Genomic DNA, 17438 nt, shown 5'->3' with positions numbered 1-17438 from the left:
GCTTCTCTCACTAATAATTTCAGTGCTCTTCGGCAGGGTTTACACTTACTTCATGCTCTGTTGGTTTATCTGGTGAGTTATTAATCACTTCAGCCCCATCCAGAGGTTTAGATGAACCCCAATCTTCGGGCGGAGAAGGTTCCTTCCCAGACATAATCTCTTGTATTTGCTTGAAATCTATAGTTTCGTATTTAATTAAACTTTGAGCCATTAAATGCAACTTATCCATATTGGAAACAAGAATTTCTTTAGCGCGCTGGTAGTTTCTGTCAATAATTGCCCGCACTTCATCATCAATTTGTTGTGCAGTTCTATCTGACATTTCTTTATGTTTATTCATTGAGCGGCCTAAGAATACTTCTTCTTCTTCTTCACCAAAAGTCAGTGGGCCCAAAGGCGACAACCCCCAAGTGGTAACCATTTTGCGTGCTATTTCAGTAGAACGCATAATGTCATTCGATGCCCCCGTGGTTACGCTTTCCGGACCAAAGATAAGCTCTTCTGCAATGCGGCCACCAAACAGACTGGATAATTGACTTTCCAAACGACGTTTACTATGACTATACCTATCTTGTTCCGGTAGAAACATGGTCACACCAAGAGCACGGCCCCGCGGAATAATAGAAACTTTATAAACAGGATCGTGTTCCGGTACAGATAAACCAACGATCGCATGACCTGCTTCATGATATGCAGTCAGTTTTTTCTCATTGTCATCCATCACCATGGAGCGCCGTTCAGCTCCCATCATAATTTTATCTTTTGCTTTATCCAGTTCTATCATGCTGACTTTACGTTTATTTGCACGCGCAGCAAATAAAGCCGCTTCATTTACCAGATTTGCGAGATCTGCCCCAGAAAATCCTGGAGTGCCTCGGGCAATCGCCATAATGTCCACATTGCTATCTACTGGAACCTTTTGCAAATGCACTCTTAATATTTGTTCGCGTCCACGAATATCCGGTAAAGGGACCACAACCTGGCGATCGAAACGACCTGGACGTAATAATGCAGGATCCAAAACATCCGGGCGGTTTGTTGCCGCAACAACAATAACCCCCTCACTCCCTTCAAAGCCGTCCATTTCAACCAGTAATTGGTTTAACGTTTGCTCACGCTCATCATGCCCCCCACCAAGACCAGCACCACGATGGCGACCTACTGCATCAATTTCATCAATGAAAATAATGCAAGGAGCATGTTTTTTTGCTTGCTCAAACATATCACGGACACGGGATGCGCCCACACCAACAAACATTTCAACAAAATCAGAACCTGAAATTGTAAAGAAGGGGACTTTCGCTTCACCAGCAACAGCACGCGCTAAAAGGGTTTTACCTGTTCCTGGAGAGCCAACTAATAATACGCCGCGAGGAATACGTCCGCCCAAATTTTGGAATTTGGTAGGATCGCGTAAAAAGTCAACTAATTCCTTAACTTCCTCTTTAGCTTCATCTACACCAGCAACATCCGCAAAAGTTACCTTAACTTGATCCTCACCAAGCAAGCGTGCTCGTGAACGACCAAACGACATAGCACCTCGGCCACCCCCACCTTGCATCTGGCGCATAAAAAATACCCAAACACCAATTAAAAGCAGCATCGGGAACCAATTAATAAATAAATGGAGGAGGAAACTTTCTTGTTGTTTTTCTTGACCACTTACATCGACTTTGCTTTTCAATAATTCACCTAATAAAGCATTATCTTGCATGGGCATGTAAGTAATGAAGCGCTTGTTATTTTTAGTCATCCCTTTGATGATCTTGTCATCCTCGATGGTGACTGAATTAACCATACCTTGATCGACTTCTTTCAAAAACTGGCTGTAAGAAAGTTTCTCAGCTGCCGAGTTTCGAGGGCCGAAATTACTGAAAACTGAAACAAGCACGATCGCTATAATCAGCCATAAAAACAAATTCTTAACCATGTCGTTCAAAGTATTAACCTCGTTAGTGACGTACAGCCATTATTTTATGATCGAAATTCTTAGATCATAAAGTTACTATAAATTGTATCCCTTTGCCAGCAAATAGGTTTCTTTTGAGCGAGCACGAGAAGCGGAAGGCTTTCGAATTACGACTTTTTCAAAAGAAGATCTCGCCTGCTTTACTAACTCATCAAAACCAGCCCCATGAAAAATTTTAATCAGCATAGAGCCACCAGGCTTTAACATTTTCTCTGCAAAATCAAAGGCCAGCTCCACCAAATACATTGCACGTGGAATATCAATTGCCGTGGTTCCACTCATATTTGGGGCCATATCTGATAATATCAAGTCGACGCTGTGTTCTGGGATTAAGTCTATGAGCTCTTGCAACACCTCATCTTCCCGGAAATCACCAAGAACAAAATCCACATCAGGCAAGGCATCCATAGGCAAAATATCCAATGCGACTATACGCCCGCGACCTTGTAATCGTTCAGAGACATATTGAGTCCATCCTCCTGGGGCTGCACCGAGATCAACCACAGTCATCCCGGGTTTGAGCAATGACTCTTTCTCATCTACTTCTTTTAACTTGTATACCGCACGACTGCGATAGCCCTCTACTTGTGCTTTTTTTACATAAACATCATCAAAGTGCTCTTGCAACCATCGCTTGCTGCTTTTAGTACGTTTCATAAATTTATATGGAGTATTAATTTGATCTATGATACTGAATTTTACTACCTTTTCCCAGCAAAACGTGCAATAATTTACCATTTTATCATTCAGTCTCCAAAATCAGTGCATTAGGGTCTGTTTATATAAGGAACATTACGTGGATACTTCATTCAAAAAATCGCTTAAAGCCCAAGCGCATCATCTAAAACCCGTTGTGCTTCTTGGAACCAAAGGGTTAACTGAAGCCGTTATTGCGGAAACAGATATCGCATTGCTTGCCCATGAATTAATAAAAGTAAAAATTAATGGTGCAGAAAAAGAAGACCGAGTCATTATGGCTGCTGAATTATGTGAACAACTTCATGCTGAACTCGTCCAAATGATTGGCAACACCGTAATTATGTATCGTAAAAATGAAGACAAACATAAGTGACAGGACTGCGAGTATTGTATACACTAGACTATATTGTTTCGCAAACGTATATTCCCTTCAAAAAGCCAATCCCTAAATTTAACATTGAAAAGGTACTGGGCAAATAAGGGATTAATTAAATTATCGTATGGCCTATGATATTAAAATACATTCCAAATGCTCTGACTTTATTGCGACTCCTACTGATCGCACCTTTTCTATTTTATTTATATCGTCATGAGTATACTATTGCTTTTTATTTATTTATTTTAGCTGGCTTGAGTGATGGATTAGATGGCTTTTTAGCCCGAAGTTTTAACTGGCAAAGCTTTTTTGGTTCTTTTGTTGATCCGCTGGCTGATAAATTATTAATCGCCTCCAGCTTTATCTCTTTAGCCTTACTCGGGGTATTACCTTGGTGGCTAGTAATTCTAGTATTCCTCAGGGATTTAACAATTTCCTTAGGAGTAATTGCCTGGTATCAATTTATTCGTCGTAAATTGGACTTTCAACCCACACTGCTCAGTAAAATTAATACAGCATTACAACTGACTCTAGTCACTTTTTGTTTATTTGAATTGGCTTATTTTGATTTTCCTCCCTATCTGCTTAATGTTTTGATCATTTTGACGACATTTACTACCGCAATTACTTATGTTGATTATATTTGGACCTGGGGCAGAAAAGCATGGCCCAAAAAAGAACCATCATAATGAACAAGCAGTTAGCATTAGCTATAAAATTAAATGATGAAGCAACCCTTGCTGATTTTAATTGGGGAAGTAATACATTGCTGCAACAGCAATTACATAACATGCTCACAAATAGGGAAGACCGATTGCTTTATCTCTGGGGCAATACCGGTAGTGGTAAAACTCATTTGTTACAAGCGTGTTGCCAAGCAGCCCATACTCATTCCGCCATCTATCTCCCTTTGACGCTCCTCAAAGAATGGGGACCACAAGCTATAGAAGGGCTGGAAGAGCAAGAACTAATCTGTATTGACGATATTGATGTAATCGCCAAAGACTCCGCCTGGGAAGAAGCTTTATTCCACTTATATAATAAAATCAAAGACATGGAAAAAAGTATTTTAATCATTTCTGGAAATCAATCACCAACTACAATTCCCATCCAACTAGCAGACTTACGCTCTAGATTAAGTTGGGGATTAGTGATTCAGTTGATGGAATTAAATGACGAAGATAAAATTAATACTCTAAAACTCCATGCTTTAAAACGAGGGTTTGACTTACCAGAAAGTGTAGGACAATTTTTGCTCAATAGATGCTCTAGAAATATGCATGATCTGCATAATCTGCTCAATCGATTGGATGATGCCTCCCTTGCCGCGCAACGAAAAATAACGATCCCTTTTGTAAAAGATACATTGAATATTTAATCCTCTCTTCTTTACGCGCAGCCCCCATAAGCACTGGGATTGGATCCCGCGGACAAGCCGCGGGACATAGACAATGGGCGTGATTTTCTTACGCCTTATATAAAACAACATGATGCATTTTCTAAATGTTCATCTTCAACGTCAATTGTTGGTAATGCAGCTGGAGACTTTGGTGGTTTAAGAAAAGAGTAATAATTAGTGCCTACTCTTGCACTGATTACAACTCTTCTAGGAACTGAGTCATTATTTTCCAGCTCCTCATGGCCATCAATAAGATGCTCTGATTGTGCAATTTGTTTAGAGACTCTGGCAGCAGCGCTGGTTACTTTCCCCTGCAAATTTTCTAACTTTTTTTCTTCTTTAATGATGAGAGGCTTATCACATAATTTCTGTACACTCTCTTCATTTAAACCAAACCAGCTGCTCACTAACTTGTCAAGCACAGGGCGCTCTACGTACCAATAAAGACTCAATGCCGCTAAACCCACTATGGCACTAAAAATAATTACCGGCCAAAAAGCAGGAATTGCTGAATTAAGGATAAGGCCTGACATAAAAAAAGCTACTGATTGGCCTGTAAAAAAACCACCACCAAAGAAAAGTAAAGCGGAGACGCCTGAAATCAGTGTTTTAACCGTTTGAATGCGTTCACTCTTTAGCGCCTCTTCAAATTGCTTGCCAGCCTTAGTAAGTGATGCAAGGTGTTTTTGCAACATGGAAATTATAAGCTTCAATTGCTGCAAATCACTTGAAGACAAATCTGAAAGATAATAATCATCTATTTTCTTTCTTATGGATTTAATCATTTGCAATTGCAACAAGTATGCATCCAATAACTTATACGCATCACTAAGCTTAATCCCCAAAGCATTCGAAACTTTTACTAAATCGAATCCACAAAAAACAACTACAGAAAGAATTGAAAACGCAAATCCAATGCCAAGAATTATCGATGAAGGTAAACTGAAAATACTCAACATTGTCACGATACCATCAAATCCCTGGCATGCCGCCACCAAAATACCTGCCATGGTGAGTAATGCAAATTTAATTTTATCCTGCGTATTATTTTCAACTTCTTTAGGCAAATTGGTATCATCTCCTTTCATGGAAAGGAAAAGAGCTTGCAATAACTCAGTACGCAAGGATACAAGAATAAATTCAATTTTTTGTTTTTTTTCCTTTGATGGTTCTTCGGAATTTTTTATTTGCTGTTCATCGAGCCAAGACATTAAAGTTATAAAATCAGCAGGCAAAGAAATAGAGAGGTGTTCACGGGGATGAACGCCAGAAGCTAATAAATATTTTATTATCAATTTTTGAGAACGCAGGCTGATTTCAATATTCATTTTCTCATAACTGCTTACAACCGTACTTCATAAAATACATACGATAGAACAATAGAATTTATCGATATGAACATGGTTTATCCAAGTGATATTAAAACAAACCTTAATTGATAAGCAATTACCAACTGAGCGCTTGAAATATAAATAAATATTTTTTGATTAAAATATGACCATGAAGTATAATTAATGTGCGAACATTGACTAAGGAAAGCGATCATGAAAAAACTTATTATCGCAGTATTAGTGTTTGTACCTACACTTTTTTTAAGTGGCTGTTATGTTACTACAGCAACCCCTAGTAGCTATTATTATTCTAGCTATTATCCTTACTCCTACTATTCAAGTTATTCCTATTATCCTCGTTACTATTCAGGATGGCGTAATTATGGAGGCTTGGGTTATTGGGGTGGCCGTGGTTGGTATGGCGGCTGGCGGGGTGTAGGCTGGCATGGCGGCGGTTGGCACGGCCATTGGCGATAAAAAAACCAAACTCAATTTGACCTAATGATTTAGTTAACCTAAAGTCGCCAGTTGAGTTTAGGTTAACTAATTTCCGAGATGAGTAAGTAACTGAGATTGAACAGTTCTATTCACGGTTTGCTTTGTCCTAAGAAGCATTTGAACGATGCTCTAATCCAGTCTGGATCATGAAGCATTTAGATACAGAATATTCTGCTTCTTTTACTTCGTGCTGTAAATCTGTTTTCTTTATTGCAATATAACGGCTTAGTCGCGGTGATAATAACCACATAAACAATGCAATAATTAAAGTGACGATACCAATACAAGCAAATACGTGCGTATAAATCATCAAAGATCCAACCCCCGGTTTAATCTGCTCGGGAAGTGCGGTATAAGAAGCAACTGTGGCACCAATAAACCCCGCTATAGCAGAAGTTAAAAACCACATTCCCATCACAAAACCTGCAATTTGCGCAGGGACTAATTCTGCAACCATTGCTACTCCAAGAGCTGATACCAATAATTCACCTAGACTTTGAAATAAATAGCTTATAATTAACCACCAGGAAGAAACCATACCTTGATCCGTATAAAAATAGCGAGCAAAAAAGAGCATTAAAAAGCTCACACCGCACATGGTCATGCCTAAAGAAAATTTATAAGGGATAGAAAACTCTATGCCTTTCCTGTGGAGAAAGTTATAAAAATAAGCCAAAACTGGACTCATTAACACTATCCAGATGGGATTTAGTGCCTGGAAGCTTTGTGCATCAATCGTGATTCCAAAGAAAACCGGAATTACATTATGTACGGCAAATAAATTCAGCGAAGTTGGCATTTGTTGATATAAAGTAAAGAAAATAATTGCTTCCAGCATCAACGCCAAGGCAACGAGCATGCGCATTCTTGAGGTTTTACTTTCTTTACGAGTCATAAATATATAATAAATGATTACCGCAATGGTTATAAACCAAAACAAGTTTTTAGCAAGCATCACATGCTGTAATAAATAAGAAGAACACGCAGTGAGCAAGAGTATTCCAAACACGATCATCAACCACTGGGAAAGTGAGATTTTTCGTCTATCAGCATTGGTATTAATGTGTGCGACAAATTGGTGTTGCAGCCAATAATTAGCTAAGCCGATGAGCAAACCAATTGCACTCATCATATAAGCATAAGAATAACCATATCGACTCGAAATCGCCGGACCGGCAAATAATGCAATCATACTGCCTAAATTGATCGCCATATAATACAAAGTAAAACCGCCATGCAAGCGAGGATCATTTTCCTCATAACACTTAGCAAGTAAATTCGATGGATTTGCCTTAAATAAACCATTTCCGACACAAATTAAACCTAATGCAAAAAATACATGTTCTTTATCGGTAATCGCTAAAGAAAAATAACCTGTTGCCAAAGTAATAAGACCAAGTACTATGGTGCGTTTGGTACCTAATATTCTATCTCCCAAATATCCGCCAACAACCACCATACCATAAACTAACGCTGAATAAGCACCAAACGTATAATAAGATATCGTGTCGCTGTAACCTAAATAACGAATAAAAAACAAAGTCAAAATCCCTTGCACTGTATAAAACCCAAACCGCTCCCATAACTCCAACATAAAAATCATGTGAAATGCGCGGGGTTGCTCGCGAAGTATATTCAGCATGAGTATTCTTCCTTTGAGGGTAAATTTTTAAGTTAAAGGAGTTTTCAATTTTTTGCAATGAGCTTTTGGACTAAAAAATTAGAGTCTATCGACACGTCGCAAGCTTGGGCAATGAGGTAAGGAATTGGGAAAAGATTTACTGAAATCGACTATTTCAGTTTATAAAATTAATTTTCAGATAATAAACTCACTACAAGTCAACTCTTTGTTATCTCTTTCTTTCAATGAGCTTTTCTTAATTTGAAAAATTGCGGTCGTACTCGTTAATGATAAATCCTCATCTTTTTTGGGGCCTCTTTTTAAAAATTCATTTGCATTTTTTTTACTGCCAAAAAAATGTTCTATCATCAAATCGGTTGAGGGTTCTTTATTATTTTCATGCGCTTGTCCCGGTTCGTCTTTTGAAATGCGCGCACCAGTTCCAGGCCTGAGTTTGCTCATAATCCATCCTGCTAGCAGTTGCAGCAACGGTACCGCCAGTCGAATTATAAGGTAGGCAAGGGAAATAGCGGATACTGCAGTTAATATTCCTAAACCTACTACTGGGAAATATAAAGACACAATCAAACCGATCATACCCATTGTGCACAAGCTTAAACCAACGCTTCTATCCATGACTTGCACAAGTCCTGCATTTTTTATTTTTTTGCTTAACTTTAATTCTGTTAACTTCAGTTGCATTAAATATTCTTTTTGAGCATTAAAAATTCCTTGTAATGAGATAATCTGTTTGTATTGCAACAGAAGCTGCTGTTCTGTGCTCACATCATCTAATGCAGTTCTCAATCGAGATGCTTTGTTTTGACTCTCTTCTATTTGCGATTCGACACCGGCGATTAATTTTCTAGTTGCTCTTCGTTCCTTACTTAAGTGGTAGCATTCATAGAGTGCCTGCCCTAATAGAAATAGGTTTAAAGTCAATGAGATTGAAGCAGTGGTAAAAGCAATTGCTACTGCTATAGCCGGAACACATATTGAGGTTATTGTCAGTGCTAACACTATTGCAGAAAAAAGCCATTTAGCATTATTACTCCGATTAATAGGAGCTTTTCCATCCAGGAGGTACGCGGTAAGATAAATGAAAGGGATAAGAAAAAAATCTAATGCAGCAAAAGCAATTGTCCCAATATTTAATCCTTGTGTTAGTGATTCCGTAGGTTTAATGTTATTGAAGGCCCTGATGGAAGACCCAATCTGCATGATTGCCTTACCTGAATCTCCCGTAGTTTTGATAATTTGTGCTAAAAATAATATTTTTTTTAAGAACTTCTTCGGCTTTTTCCTATGAGTGAAGAACCCTAAATCAGAATCGATTGGACGCTGTATGTCTTCAAGTATTTCAGTTGCCTCGTATAGAGTATTTGCAATCTCAAATTCTCTCATCTTGTCTACCAATCGATCATTTTGCACAAAAGCGCATACTATACCATTTTTTCTACCATTTTGGTGAAAAACTTTACAATACAAACGAGAACTTGCTAATTCAGCATAAACTCAACTATATTTCCACATAGATACTAAATAAATGCGATAAAAATAATCATTATGTCTAAAAAAGCCCTTTATTTGGCAGGTGGTGGTGCTCGAGGCGCCTACCAAGCTGGTGTTCTGAAAGCAATTGGTCATATTTTGCAAGTTAAAACATTACCCTTTGAAATGGTCAGCGGGGTTAGCGTGGGAAGTATGAATGCAGCAGTACTTGCAGAAAATGCAGATGATTTCCCAACAGCACTTGATAAGCTGGAAACCATTTGGAGTGAAATTCACTGTCAACAAGTCTATAGAGCCAGTAACTTCGCATTAAGCAAATCCGTGATGCGTAATATGAGCACAATGATGCTCAAGCAGCGACAGGCAGCTCATTTACTTGATACCACCCCCCTGAAAGAAATGATCGAAGATGGTCTTGATTTCACCAAAATTGCGCAAAATATAAGTGATGGATATCTGAATACACTGGAAATAATCAGTAATTGTTACGAAACACGCCAGACTATTTCTTTTTATGCACACAACAATCCCGAATTCACGGACTGGAATTACCCGCGACACGGCAGCAAACGCGTTCGCCTCGAGGCTGAACATATTTTAGCATCCAGCGCCTTGCCTTTATTTTTTCCAACAGTTTTGCTCGATGGCTTTCATTATGGCGATGGCAGCGTGGGTCTAGCAGCTCCTCTTCGTGGTTCCATTCGTTTTGAAGTGGATAAAATTCTAATTTTAGGCACTCGAGCACTACCTACATTTGTAGAGCAAGAAAATTTACGCAATCATGATGACATTCCTTTTTCTCATATTTTTGGGAATATGTTAAATGCACTTTTTTTAGACAATCTTGACCGCGATATTGAAATGGTCAATCGAATGAACGAAATTGCCATGCTTCTGTCAATATGGAAAAAACGTCGTTCACCATGGCGCCCTATTACTACATTACATTTACGCCCCAGTAGAGACTTAGCTCCTTTGGCTCAAATACATTTTAAAGCCTTGCCTACATTGCTGCGCTACCTCCTCAATTTTTTAGGTGAGAAAAAGCATTCAGGCGATCTCTTAAGCTTTGTGCTTTTCGAACGCGACTATACAAGAGAATTACTTGAGCTTGGTTTTCAAGATACGATTAATAATGCCAAGGAAGTTATGGCTTTTTTTGAATAATTTTTCTTGCCAGCAAATTATTGGACGCAGGCGCAGAACGAAGGAGAGTTTGTGAAAACGTCAGGTTGCTGCTTCATCCTAACAAAGCGATGCCGATGCACGCAAAAATGTCAGTACCTCTTGAGTTTCAGGCATAATGCCGTGCCAAATGAAAAAAGCCTCAGCTGCTTGTTCCACCAACATTCCTAAGCCGTCCACTGCGTCACAACCTGATTCTCTGGCATATTGGACAAAAGCCGTTATGCCGTTTTGCTTATAAGATAAATCGTAACAAAATGGTTTTGCTGACATGCATGCCGTGGGCAATGCAACAAATTCTCCTGCCAAACTGGCAGAAGTCGCATTAATCACGATATCAAACGCCCCCTCAATCTCATTTAAGCTCAAACATTGAATTTGTGGGAAAGCACGTTGAAACTCTTCTGCTTTGGCTAAAGTACGATTCGCGATAAGCAGTTCTACAGGATGGTGTTCCAATAAGGGATAAACTATTCCGCGTGCAGCTCCTCCAGCACCTAAGATTAATACGCGCTTTCCTTCTACCAGGATATGTCGATGCAAATCACGAATTAACCCAATACCATCGGTATTGTCCGCATGCAATTGATTTGCTTGCATCCATAATGTATTCGCTGCCCCCGCTTTTTTACATCGCAAACTATGCTGTTGCGCCATCGCAAAAGCACGCTGCTTGAAAGGCAAAGTAACATTCATCCCCTTGCCATCTTGAGTAAAAAAATCAGATACTTGTTGCTCAAAGGACGGATCATCTGCCTTAATTTTTTCGTAAGTCAGTTGTATATTCAATTGTTTGGCAAAACACTGATGAATTATCGGAGATAAACTATGGGCAATAGGATTACCAATAACGGCAAAACGCTGAGACACTTTACCCTCCTATGGTTAATTGGTTGCCAATATCGCTACAGCAAAAGTCTGTCAATTAAAGCACAGCAAAATATTTTTTTATATGATCCATTGCAACAATTTATTCATACTGCTTATGCAATAGGGTGTGGGCGGGGCTGATGCACAGGGGCAAATTATCAAGAATTAGTTGTGTTTTCAATAACGTGATCACTGGATAAAAATTAGTGGGTATCATCCTTAGCCCACGTTCCGCGACTTGTTCGCGGGATCCAGCATACTCTCCCGCGAATAAGCCCCAGAACGTAGACAGTGAGATGAATTGCCAACATGCCCTAAATTTTTCTTGAAAAAAGCGCATCTCTCTACAAATAATTAAAGTAATTGAGTTTTTTTGTTTTTCAATATCTTAGGATGTGTTGTCAATTCAGCCCAATGATGCCGAAGAACAAAAAGACATAATAAGTTACTCTTATTTGAGTTAAGGGAAAAATTCAATGAGCGACTTTTCCGAAAATGAAAAAAATATCCTAAGAAACAGCCCATTATTAAATCATTTATCTGAGGAAAACTATCAAGCCTTCATGGCAATTTCATCACGCGTTACCTTTGGAAAAGGTGATATTTTGCTTCGAGAAGGGGAATTAAATGATGATTTTTTTATTATTGTCTCTGGAACAGTTGGACTCTATAAAAAAGAAAATGAACATGCCTCCCCTGAATTAATCGACACCCTGACCTCAGGTGAAACACTTGATGAAATAAGGGTCATCCAAAACCGTACGTGCGCACTGACAGTGATCGCAGCCGAAGCTACCGTTGTACTACAAACCTCGATAAGCAGATTACATGCATTGGAAAATCATCAATGTTATGATGCGATTGTAGAAGCAGTAATTCAAATAATAAGCGATCGCTTGTTTCACAGCAACGAAACCATTCTACATAAGATACATGAAAAAAAGAGAAAAAATAAACAATTTATTTGCATCCTGTTTGGTATGCTCGTCCTTGTTGTTTTCTTATGTGAAGTGGGTTTAGGACTTTATTACACTTTAAACCCCACTGATTTTTGCAACAATTTGAGTTCACTTCCCGCTGAAAATGCTAAAGTTGCACTCTAACAATGAGATCCAGGGTAGCCAAAGTCCTATTGCCGCCTGGATTAAGCAAAGCCGTAACCCAGGCTACAAACTGCTCGTTAACTCACCATCAAACTTTTAGAAACTACTTCTGCTAAATCACGCGATAAATCCAGCTTAGCCAATTGCTCCAATTGCTCTCGCATTAACGCTTGTCTGGGCTTGTCATAACGTTTCCAGCGCGTAAATGGATTCGCTAAACGCGCGGCAACTTGTGGATTAATTTTATCCAGTGTTACTAACATTTCAGTTAAAAAATGGTAACCACTTCCATCTAGAGCATGAAAATTGCGTGGATTTGCCATACAAAATGCACCGATCAGCGCACGGACTTTATTGGGGTTTTTAATACTAAAAGCTGAATGTTTTAATAATACTTTTACATGAGTCAAGGTTTCCGGTAATTGACTGGTCGCCTGAATTGCAAACCATTTATCTAAAACCAAATCATCTTTAGACCATTGTTTATAAAAATCATCAATTGCTTGCTCTCGCAATCCCTGATTGGTGCAATTGACTAATAAAGAAAAACTGGCGATTTGATCCGTCATGGTCTGTGCCGCCATAAATTGCTGTTCACATACATCTAAAGCAGTTACTTCCTTGGCTTTCATCATGAGCCATAGACAAACATTACGTAATTTTCTCCGACCGTAAGCGGGTCCATTCATACGGTGATCTTCTATTTGCCATAGCTGTTGATACAGTGACTGGGCCGTCTCATACAAGTACCATCCTAATTGCTGGTGAAAAAAATCACGAACATTTTCTATAGCGCTCACGTCCACAATATCCAGCCTTGTAGCAATATCCTCAAAACCTGGGGGAGTCAGTAATTCCGCACGCAAATCAGCATCTAGTGCATCATCTAGCAGTACATGCTTTAAAGCAGAAACTAAAGCAGAAGGAATTTGCCATGTGCTGGATGGTTGATTTAAGCATTCTTTAATGCAATTCAGAACAAGATTTTGCGCTGCATCCCATTTGGCATAACCATCCGTTTCATGCCGCAGTAAAAAAAGCAACTCCTCTTGAGCCAAATCATATTTTAATTTAATCGGAGCAGAAAACTCGCGTAATAATGAAACAACAGGCTTTTCACTTAAACCGGTAAAAGTAAAACTCTGCACTGCTTCTTTTAATTCTAAAATTTCTTGCTCAATCAACATCTGATGCCCTTGGGTATCAAATAATGCGATACGAATAGGAATGTGAAACGGCTTTTTATCCTGACATTCAGGGGTTGGTGGGCACTTTTGTTGCATTTTTAAAGTCAGCTTACCCTGCGCATACTCACTAGCTACTGTTACCTCTGGGGTACCTGCTTGACTGTACCATCGCTTAAATTGAGTGAGATCAACATGATTGGCATCTTCCATCGCAGCAACAAAGTCATCAATAGTAACAGCTTGGCCATCGTGCCGTTTAAAATATAAATCCATACCTTTTCTAAAGCCCGCTTTACCTAAGAGCGTATGTTGCATGCGGATTACTTCGGCCCCCTTATTATAAACTGTGGCTGTATAAAAATTATTTATTTCCTGATAAGACTCTGGTCTCACTGGATGTGCCATTGCTCCAGCATCCTCAGGAAATTGAGCACTTCGCAATGCCCTGACATCCATAATTCGGTTTACATCTCGTGAATTCATATCCCGAGAAAATTCTTGGTCACGAAAAACAGTTAAGCCTTCTTTCAAACTTAACTGGAACCAGTCACGGCAAGTAATTCGATTACCAGTCCAATTGTGAAAATATTCATGGGCAACCACGCCTTCAACATCGGCAAAATCTTGATCCGTTGCTGTATCAGGACGCGCAAGAATGTACTTGGAGTTAAAAATATTTAATCCTTTATTCTCCATAGCCCCCATATTGAAGTCGCTAACCGCTACAATCATAAAAATATCCAGATCATATTCTCGGCCATAGACCTCTTCGTCCCAGTGCATGGATTTTTTCAAAGACTCCATCGCATGGGCGCACTTATCTTCATTTCCTGGCTCAACATAAATACGGAGATCAATCGTACGGCCAGAACAGGTAACAAATTTATCGCGAATGCACGCTAAATCTCCAGCAACCAACGCGAATAAATACGATGGCTTTTTGAAAGGATCATTCCAAACTACCCAATGACGTCCATCATCAGTCGCACCTGATTCGAGCAGATTTCCATTGGATAATAAAATAGGATATTGCTTTTTATCCGCTGAGATTCGTGTGGTATAGGTGGCTAAAACATCAGGCCGGTCTAGAAAATAAGTAATGCGTCGAAAACCTTCTGCCTCGCATTGGGTACAAAACAGATGATTTGAGCGATAAAGCCCTGATAGTTGTGTGTTTTTTTGCGGGTAAATTCGCGTTACGACATCGAGTGTAAGTTTATCTGGACAATTTTCGATAATAAGCGCATCAGCTTGTAGGGTATAGGCGGATGATTCCAGTTTTTGGCCGTTCATGCGGACACTAACCAATTCCAGCTCATCACCATATAAATGCAAAGGACCTTCATGTTGACGGATTAATTTCAACTCACTACTTACCAAAGCATGATCATCAAAGAGATCAAAATTTAAATTCACAGTCTCTACTGTAAAAAAAGGAGGCTGGTAGTTTTTTAAATAAACGGTTGTGTCAGGCATGATCATTACATCCTATGAAAAATGCGATTAAGTTTATTGAGTTATATAAAAATTTTCTTAGTTTAGCCTATAATGATTATAAAGGGGTAACTTCTTAGGTCAATCTTTATAAGTATTACGAAGTTAGCTGGAAATCCATTTATTGCTTTTACCAGTAAAATGCAATAAATGTAAAGAAACACAATATATCCTTCGCAAGGATAAAGGGGATGGCATATGAATACTCAAGACTTTTTAACCAGTTATACCAAACGCTTTGTCGATAACAAAGAAGAAGAGATGAGTTTGGAAGAATACCTGGAATTGTGTAAAAATGACCCTTCAGCTTATGCCAATCCAGCGGAGCGCTTGTTAATGGCCATAGGCGAGCCTGAAATGATCGATACGCGTCATGATCCTGTTTTATCAAGGATTTTCTCCAATAAAATCATCCCAAGATATACTGTATTTCAAGATTTTTATGGCATGGAAGAACCGATTGAGCAAATCGTTGGTTTTCTAAAACACGCAGCCCAAGGCTTGGAAGAAACCAAACAAGTTCTTTATCTCTTAGGACCTGTAGGAGGTGGTAAATCTTCTATTGCTGAAAAATTAAAAGATTTAATGGAAAAAATACCCTTTTATGCCATTAAAGGTTCTCCCGTATTTGAGTCCCCTTTATCCTTATTTAATCCAATTGAAGATGCGGAGTTACTCCGAGAACGTTTCGGGATCCCCTCTCGATACCTACGTTATTTGATGTCGCCATGGGCAGTGAAACGTTTGCATGAATATAATGGTGATATTAGTCAATTTAGAGTAGTTAAAGTCAGACCTTCACGATTAAAACAAATTGCTGTTGCCAAAACAGAGCCAGGCGATGAAAACAACCAGGATATTTCTTCACTGGTAGGTAAAGTGGATATTCGCAAATTAGAAGAACATTCTCAAGATGATCCTGATGCATACAGTTATTCTGGCGGACTATGCCGGGCAAACCGTGGTCTCTTAGAGTTTGTTGAAATGTTTAAAGCACCAATCAAGGTATTACATCCCTTATTAACAGCGACTCAGGAAGGTAATTACAATGCGACTGAAGGTTTATCCTCCATTCCATTTGAGGGAATTATTTTAGCGCATTCGAATGAATCCGAATGGCAATCATTCAGAAACAATAAAAACAATGAAGCATTTATAGACCGTATTAATATCGTCAAAGTGCCTTATTGTCTGCGCGTTTCCGAAGAAATTAAAATTTACCAAAAACTCATCGATAACAGCTCATTGACTCATGCCCAATGCGCTCCCGGTACTTTGGACATGTTAGCGCAGTTTTCAGTCTTAACTCGTTTAAAAGAGCCGCAAAACTCCAGCATTTATTCCAAAATGCGCGTGTATAATGGAGAAAGTTTAAAAGACACTGATCCCAAAGCAAAATCATATCAGGAGTATCGCGACTTTGCCGGTGTCGATGAAGGAATGAGTGGCGTATCAACACGCTTTGCTTTCAAAATCCTTTCTAAAGTGTTTAATTTTGATCATAGCGAAGTAGCCGCAAACCCGGTGCATTTAATGTATGTGTTGGAACGTCAAATTGAACAAGAGCAATTCCCGCAAGAGGTACAAGAATCCTATTTGGGCTTTATCAAAGAATATCTCGCACCCAAGTATGTTGAATTTATTGGTAAAGAAATTCAAACAGCCTATTTGGAATCGTACTCTGAATATGGTCAAAATATTTTTGACCGTTATATCACCTATGCCGACTTTTGGATTCAAGATCAGGATTATCGCGATCCAGATACCGGTGAAATTTTTGACCGCGCCTTATTAAACCAAGAGCTTGAAAAAATAGAAAAGCCAGCAGGGATCTCGAATCCCAAAGATTTTCGTAATGAAGTGGTGAATTTTGTTTTACGTGCTCGTGCGAATAATCGCGGAAAAAATCCAGTGTGGAATAGCTATGAAAAATTAAGATCAGTAATTGAGAAAAAAATGTTCACTAATACTGAGGATTTGTTGCCCGTTATCTCCTTCAATGCCAAAGCATCTGAAGATGACAAGAAAAAACATGAAGAGTTTATTTCTCGCATGGTTGATAAAGGATATACACGCAAACAAGTACGCTTGCTTTGTGAATGGTATTTGCGAGTGCGTAAGTCACAATAATAAAAATCTTCCTCTCACACCTATGAGAGAAAGCTTAAAGTACTGGTGTAGTTTGGGGCGAACG

Annotated in this window: 14 protein-coding genes; 7 read left to right on the top strand and 7 right to left on the bottom strand. The window is 39.0% G+C overall.

Annotation, left to right across the window (positions count from 1 at the left end):
* Positions 1-19 precede the first annotated feature (19 nt).
* Positions 20-1930 (bottom strand): ATP-dependent zinc metalloprotease FtsH, encoded by a 1911-nt coding sequence (gene ftsH / locus DY223_RS01135; protein ID WP_058458960.1) that lies wholly within the window; start codon positions 1928-1930, stop codon positions 20-22.
* A 75-nt stretch (positions 1931-2005) separates the two neighbouring features.
* Positions 2006-2626 carry a 23S rRNA (uridine(2552)-2'-O)-methyltransferase RlmE gene (gene rlmE / locus DY223_RS01130; RefSeq protein ID WP_058458995.1) on the bottom strand — a complete coding sequence of 207 codons (621 nt, stop codon included), beginning with the start codon at positions 2624-2626 and terminating at the stop codon, positions 2006-2008.
* Positions 2627-2765: 139 nt separating this feature from the next.
* Here rlmE and yhbY point away from each other — a divergent pair, with 139 nt between their 5' ends.
* The 3 genes from yhbY (at position 2766) to hda (ending at position 4422) form a co-directional block, all read left to right on the top strand.
* On the top strand, positions 2766-3041 hold the full coding sequence (yhbY, locus tag DY223_RS01125; RefSeq protein WP_058458959.1) for a ribosome assembly RNA-binding protein YhbY: 276 nt from the start codon (positions 2766-2768) through the stop codon (positions 3039-3041).
* Positions 3042-3175: 134 nt separating this feature from the next.
* On the top strand, positions 3176-3733 hold the full coding sequence (locus DY223_RS01120; RefSeq protein WP_058458958.1) for a CDP-alcohol phosphatidyltransferase family protein: 558 nt from the start codon (positions 3176-3178) through the stop codon (positions 3731-3733).
* Positions 3733-4422 carry a DnaA regulatory inactivator Hda gene (gene hda, locus DY223_RS01115; protein ID WP_058458957.1) on the top strand — a complete coding sequence of 230 codons (690 nt, stop codon included), beginning with the start codon at positions 3733-3735 and terminating at the stop codon, positions 4420-4422. Before DY223_RS01120 ends, hda begins: the two co-directional genes overlap by 1 nt.
* Positions 4423-4517: 95 nt before the next feature.
* Here the strand turns inward: hda and DY223_RS01110 are convergent, their stop codons facing one another.
* Positions 4518-5771 (bottom strand): hypothetical protein, encoded by a 1254-nt coding sequence (locus tag DY223_RS01110; protein WP_058458956.1) that lies wholly within the window; start codon positions 5769-5771, stop codon positions 4518-4520.
* A 216-nt stretch (positions 5772-5987) separates the two neighbouring features.
* Between DY223_RS01110 and DY223_RS01105 the strand changes: the two genes are divergently transcribed.
* Positions 5988-6251 (top strand): hypothetical protein, encoded by a 264-nt coding sequence (locus tag DY223_RS01105; protein WP_064115081.1) that lies wholly within the window; start codon positions 5988-5990, stop codon positions 6249-6251.
* A gap of 127 nt (positions 6252-6378) precedes the next feature.
* Here the strand turns inward: DY223_RS01105 and DY223_RS01100 are convergent, their stop codons facing one another.
* Together DY223_RS01100 and DY223_RS01095 are read right to left on the bottom strand one after the other, a co-directional pair.
* Positions 6379-7914 (bottom strand): oligopeptide:H+ symporter, encoded by a 1536-nt coding sequence (locus DY223_RS01100; RefSeq protein ID WP_058458955.1) that lies wholly within the window; start codon positions 7912-7914, stop codon positions 6379-6381.
* A 174-nt stretch (positions 7915-8088) separates the two neighbouring features.
* Positions 8089-9297, bottom strand: coding sequence for a hypothetical protein (locus tag DY223_RS01095; RefSeq protein WP_058458954.1), 1209 nt, complete (start codon positions 9295-9297; stop codon positions 8089-8091).
* 162 nt (positions 9298-9459) lie between these two features.
* Here DY223_RS01095 and DY223_RS01090 point away from each other — a divergent pair, with 162 nt between their 5' ends.
* The gene (locus DY223_RS01090; protein WP_058458953.1) at positions 9460-10572 is read left to right on the top strand and encodes a patatin-like phospholipase family protein; all 1113 of its coding nucleotides are present in this window, start codon (positions 9460-9462) and stop codon (positions 10570-10572) included.
* A 78-nt stretch (positions 10573-10650) separates the two neighbouring features.
* Here DY223_RS01090 and aroE read toward each other — a convergent pair whose 3' ends face one another.
* Positions 10651-11460 (bottom strand): shikimate dehydrogenase, encoded by an 810-nt coding sequence (gene aroE, locus DY223_RS01085; RefSeq protein WP_058458952.1) that lies wholly within the window; start codon positions 11458-11460, stop codon positions 10651-10653.
* Positions 11461-11936: 476 nt separating this feature from the next.
* Between aroE and DY223_RS01080 the strand changes: the two genes are divergently transcribed.
* Positions 11937-12563 carry a Crp/Fnr family transcriptional regulator gene (locus DY223_RS01080; RefSeq protein WP_058458951.1) on the top strand — a complete coding sequence of 209 codons (627 nt, stop codon included), beginning with the start codon at positions 11937-11939 and terminating at the stop codon, positions 12561-12563.
* A 77-nt stretch (positions 12564-12640) separates the two neighbouring features.
* On the opposite strand, the gene pepN is transcribed toward DY223_RS01080, so the two are convergent.
* Positions 12641-15226: an aminopeptidase N gene (gene pepN / locus DY223_RS01075; RefSeq protein WP_058458950.1), complete on the bottom strand. Its 2586-nt coding sequence runs from the start codon at positions 15224-15226 to the stop codon at positions 12641-12643.
* A 216-nt stretch (positions 15227-15442) separates the two neighbouring features.
* Between pepN and DY223_RS01070 the strand changes: the two genes are divergently transcribed.
* Complete coding sequence (locus DY223_RS01070) at positions 15443-17374, top strand: PrkA family serine protein kinase (RefSeq protein ID WP_058458949.1); 1932 nt, start codon at positions 15443-15445, stop codon at positions 17372-17374.
* Positions 17375-17438: the final 64 nt, after the last annotated feature.

The organism is Legionella bozemanae, assembly GCF_900450575.1.
GTDB classification, from domain to species: Bacteria; Pseudomonadota; Gammaproteobacteria; order Legionellales; family Legionellaceae; genus Legionella; species Legionella bozemanae.
The sequence above is the reverse complement of the archived record's forward strand: the minus strand, read 5'-3'. Positions and strand labels throughout refer to the sequence as shown.